This is a genomic window from Lapillicoccus sp., assembly GCF_036559105.1.
In the GTDB taxonomy this organism is placed as follows: Bacteria; Actinomycetota; Actinomycetes; order Actinomycetales; family Dermatophilaceae; genus Lapillicoccus.
In genome coordinates this window covers 1-5,055 of the sequence record NZ_DATBTV010000126.1, presented here as the reverse complement: position 1 = coordinate 5,055, position 5,055 = coordinate 1, and the positions used below count along the sequence as shown (strand labels likewise).

The 5,055-nt window shown below is 68.6% G+C and carries 4 protein-coding genes; all 4 read left to right on the top strand.

Going from position 1 to position 5,055, the window contains the following annotated elements:
• Nucleotides 1-2,154 (top strand): molybdopterin-dependent oxidoreductase (locus tag VIG79_RS16070; RefSeq protein ID WP_331887486.1); only part of this gene is annotated, 2,154 nt, incomplete at its 5' end.
• The gene (narH, locus tag VIG79_RS16065; protein ID WP_331887485.1) at nt 2,154-3,851 is read left to right on the top strand and encodes a nitrate reductase subunit beta; all 1,698 of its coding nucleotides are present in this window, start codon (nt 2,154-2,156) and stop codon (nt 3,849-3,851) included. The genes VIG79_RS16070 and narH, both read left to right, overlap by 1 nt.
• The gene (gene narJ / locus VIG79_RS16060; protein WP_331887484.1) at nt 3,848-4,504 is read left to right on the top strand and encodes a nitrate reductase molybdenum cofactor assembly chaperone; all 657 of its coding nucleotides are present in this window, start codon (nt 3,848-3,850) and stop codon (nt 4,502-4,504) included. The genes narH and narJ overlap by 4 nt, the downstream gene beginning before the upstream one ends.
• Nucleotides 4,504-5,055, top strand: a 552-nt coding sequence (gene narI, locus VIG79_RS16055; RefSeq protein ID WP_331887483.1) for a respiratory nitrate reductase subunit gamma, incomplete at its 3' end; no start/stop codon positions are given. The genes narJ and narI, both read left to right, overlap by 1 nt.

Genomic DNA, 5,055 nt, shown 5'->3' with positions numbered 1-5,055 from the left:
ATCGCCCGGGAGTTCGCCGCGAACGCCGAGGAGTCCCAGGGGCGTTCGATGATCATCATGGGCGCCGGCATCTGCCAGTGGTTCCACGGCGACGCCACCTACCGGGCGATCCTGTCGCTGCTCATCCTCACCGGGTGCATGGGCCGCAACGGCGGCGGCTGGGCGCACTATGTCGGCCAGGAGAAGTGCCGACCGATCACCGGCTGGATCTCGCTGGCCAACGCCCTCGACTGGACGCGACCGCCGCGCACCATGACCGGCACCTCGTACTGGTACATGCATACCGACCAGTGGCGCAACGACGGATACTCGGCCGACTCGCTGGCGTCACCGCTGGCCAAGGGGTACCTGACCGGGTTGCACACCGCCGACGCGATCGCGCAGTCAGCCCGGCTCGGCTGGATGCCCTTCTACCCGCAGTTCTCGGCCAATCCGCTCCAGGTCGCCGAGGACGCGCAGGCCGCCGTCGACCAGGGCAGCGCGACAAGCGCCGCCACCTACGTGGCGGAGGCCCTCAAGGACGGCCGCCTGACACCGGCCATCGAGGACGTGGACGCCCCGGAGAACTGGCCGCGCACGCTGGTCCTGTGGCGCTCGAACCTCATGGGCAGCTCGGCCAAGGGGAACGAGTACTTCCTCAAGCACCTGCTCGGTACCCACTCGAACGTCATGGGCACCGAGAACCCCGAGACGCCGCGACCGACCGAGGTGGCATGGCATGACGAGGCGCCCGAGGGCAAGCTCGACCTGCTGATGTCCGCCGACTTCCGGATGACGTCCACGACGCTGCTCTCGGACGTCGTGCTGCCCGCGGCGACGTGGTACGAGAAGCACGATCTCTCCTCGACCGACATGCACCCGTTCGTTCACGCGTTCACGCCGGCGATCGACCCGCCGTGGGAGGCGAAGAGCGACTTCGACCTGTTCCACCTTCTGGCACAACGCTTCTCGGACATGGCCAAGACGCACCTCGGCGTGCGCAAGGACCTGGTCAGCGTCCCGCTCATGCACGACACCCCGGGAGAGACGGCACAACCCGGTGGCCGGGTCGAGGACTGGCGGACGACCGACGGCCCGGGGGTGCCCGGGCGGACGATGCCGGCCTTCCAGGTCGTCGAGCGCGACTACACCACCATCGCCGACAAGCTCGCGACCGTCGGGCCACTCGCCGACTCGCTCGGCTTCACGGTCAAGAACGTCACCTACCGGGTGGACGAGGAGGTCGACTACCTCGCGGCGAAGAACGGCGTCATGCTCGGTGGCGCCGGCGACGGGCGGCCCGCGATCGACACCGACGAGAAGATGGCCGAGGCGATCCTGCGCTTCTCCGGGACGACCAACGGGCGCCTGGCCGTGCAAGGCTTCCGAACGCTCGAGGAACGGGTCGGCAAGAAGCTCGTCGACCTCGCCGAGGGTTCCGAGGAGAAGCGGGTCACCTTCGCCGACACCCAGGTCGCCCCGGTGCCGGTCATCACCTCGCCGGAGTGGTCCGGCTCGGAGACCGGCGGACGGCGGTATGCGCCGTTCACCGTCAACATCGAACGGCTCAAACCGTTCCACACACTCACCGGCCGGATGCACTTCTACCTCGACCACGACTGGATGCTCGACCTCGGCGAGGCGCTGCCCATCTTCCGGCCGCCGTTGGACATGCACCGGTTGTTCGGTGAGCCGACACTCGGCCCGGACGGCGCCAAGCAGGTGACCGTCCGCTACCTCACGCCCCACTCGAAGTGGTCGATCCACTCCGAGTACCAGGACAACCTGCTCATGCTCTCGCTGTCCCGCGGCGGCCCGACGGTGTGGATGAGCCCCCAGGACGCCGGAGCGATCGACGTGCACGACAACGACTGGGTCGAGTGCGTCAACGCCAACGGGGTCCTCGTCGGCCGCGCGATCGTCAGCCACCGGATGCCGGAGGGCGTGGTCTTCGTGCACCACGCGCAGGAGCGCACCATCGACGTCCCGAAGTCCGAGGCCACCGGACGCCGGGGCGGGATTCACAACTCGGTCACGCGGCTGCTGGTCAAACCCAGCCACCTCATCGGCGGATACGCCCAGCTGTCCTACACGTTCAACTACCTCGGCCCCACCGGGAACCAACGCGACATGGTCTCGACGGTCCGCAAGCGTTCCCAGGAGGTGACCTACTGATGCGCGTCATGGCCCAGATGGCGATGGTGATGAACCTCGACAAGTGCATCGGCTGCCACACCTGCTCGGTGACCTGCAAGCAGGCCTGGACCAACCGGGCCGGCACCGAGTACGTGTGGTTCAACAACGTGGAAACCCGCCCGGGACAAGGGTATCCGCGGCGCTACGAGGACCAGGACACGTGGAAGGGCGGGTGGGAGCTCGGCCGTCGCGGCAACCTCAAGCTCAAGGCCGGGGGTCGGGTGAACAAGCTGCTCGGCATCTTCGCCAGCCCGGTTCAGCCCGAGCTCAAGGACTACTACGAGCCGTGGACCTACGACTACCAGACCCTCGTGGAGGCACCGCTCGGGGACGACTTCCCGGTGGCCCGCCCGAAGTCCCTGATCACCGGCCAGGACACCAAGGTCACCTGGTCGGCCAACTGGGACGACAACCTCGGTGGGTCCAGCGAGATGGGCCACCTGGACCCGATCGTCCAGAAGATCGACGAGAAGGCGCGTCGCGCGGCTGAGGACACGGTCAAGTTCGAGCTCGAGCAGACCTTCATGTTCTACCTGCCCCGCATCTGCGAGCACTGCCTCAACCCGTCGTGCATGGCGTCCTGCCCGTCGGGTGCGATCTACAAGCGGGCCGAGGACGGCATCGTCCTGGTCGACCAGGACCGCTGCCGCGGCTGGCGGCAGTGCATCACCGGCTGCCCATACAAGAAGATCTACTTCAACCACAAGACCGGCAAGGCCGAGAAGTGCACCTTCTGCTACCCGCGGATCGAGGTCGGGCTGCCGACCGTGTGCTCGGAGACCTGTGTGGGCCGGCTTCGCTACCTCGGCCTCGTCCTCTACGACGCCGACCGGGTCACCGAGGCGGCGACGACGCCGGACGACGGCGACCTCTACGAGGCGCAGCTGAACCTCATGCTCGACCCCGACGACCCCGAGGTGGCGATGCAGGCCCGCCAGGACGGCATCCCCGACGACTGGATGGAGGCGGCCCGGCGGTCCCCGGTCTACGCGCTCGCGAAGCGCTACCGCGTCGCCCTGCCGCTGCACCCGGAGTACCGCACCATGCCGATGGTCTGGTACGTGCCGCCGTTGTCCCCGATCGTCGACGTGCTCGCCGCGCAGGGACATGACGCCGAGGACCGGTCGACCCTGTTCGGCGCGATCGACGCCCTCCGGATCCCGGTCGGCTACCTCGCCGAGCTCTTTACCGCCGGGCGCACCGACATCGTCACCGGGGTGCTGCAGAAGCTCTCCGCGATGCGGGCGTACATGCGCGACGTCACCCTGGGCCGGGACGGCGACCCGGCCATCCCCGCCGCCGTCGGGATGTCGGAGGAGTCCCTGTACGAGATGTACCGCCTCATGGCGATCGCCAAGTACGCCGACCGCTACGTCATCCCCACTGCCCACGTCGAACGCGCGCACGAGCTCGAGGAGATCGCCTGCTCCCTCGACTACGACGAAGGACCGGGCATGTACGAGTCCGGCCCGTTCGGCGAGGCCAGTGGCCGCCCGGCCCCGGTCGCCGTCGAGACGTTCAACGCGCTCAAGCAGCGGCAGACATCCGAGTCCGCGATGACCACGTCGCCCTCCGGTGACCTCCGCGGCCGGGTCAACCTGCTCAACTGGGACGGCAACGGCGCCCCGGACGGCATCTTCCCAGCCAAGAAGAGCGACGAGCGGACGCCGTCGTGAGGTCGCTGCGCCGGCCACGACCTGATCCGCGAGTCGTCTACCAAGTGGCCTCCTGGGCGCTCGACTACCCCTCGTCGCAGCTCGTCGAGCGGCTGCCGCTGCTCGCCGATGCCCTGGCCGAGCAGCCGGCTGCGCCGGAGACCGCCGCGTTGAGTGGCCTGGTCGACCATCTCGGCGCCACGGCCCTGGAACGCCTCCAGAACGCCTACGTCGACGTCTTCGACCTCAGCCGCAAGCACGCCCTCTATCTGTCCTACTGGACCGACGGCGACACCCGTCGCCGAGGGGAGGTGCTCGGGCGGTTCAAGAGCGCATACCGGGCCAGCGGCTTCCTTGTCGACACCCACGGTGAGCTGCCCGACTACCTGCCGATGGTGCTCGAGTTCGCGGCCTGCGCCGACCTCGACGCGGGCAGGGAGCTGCTGCAGGCCTACCGGCCTAGCCTCGAGCTGTTGCGGATCGCGTTGCAGGAGAAGCAGAGTCCGTATGCGGGTGCCCTCGTCGCCGTGTGCGCGACGCTCCCAGGCGAGTCGCCGGCGACCCGGGCCGCGGTCCAGGCGATGGTCGACGCCGGCGGTCCGCCGGTCGAGTCCGTCGGTCTCGAGCCGTACGACCCGCGACTGCTCCCGCTGCAACCGGCCGGAGGACGCTGATGGACGTCGTGCTGTGGGGTGTGCTCCCGTATCTCGTCATCGTCGTGCTGGTCGGCGGCACGGCCTGGCGCTACCGCTACGACAAGTTCGGCTGGACCACGCGCTCGTCGCAGCTGTACGAGTCGCGGCTGCTGCGGATCGGGTCGCCCCTGTTCCACTTCGGCATCCTGCTCGTGCTGGTCGGCCACATCGGCGGTCTGGTGATCCCGGAGTCCTGGACCGAGGCGGTCGGGGTCAGCGAGGGCCTCTACCACTTCAACGCCCTGCTATTCGGTGGCATTGCCGGGGTCTGCACCCTCGTCGGCGTCCTCATCCTCGTGTACCGCCGGCGCCGGACCGGGCCGGTGTTCATGGCCACCACCCGCAACGACAAGCTCATGTACGTCCTGCTCGTCGGGGCCATCGTGCTCGGCCTGTGGACGACGCTGGTCAGCGTCGGAGCCGGGTCGGAGGCCCACAACTACCGCGAGACCGTGTCGGTGTGGTTCCGCTCGGTGTTCCTGCTGCGCCCCGACGTCGCGGCCATGGCCGCGGCACCGATCCAGTTCCAC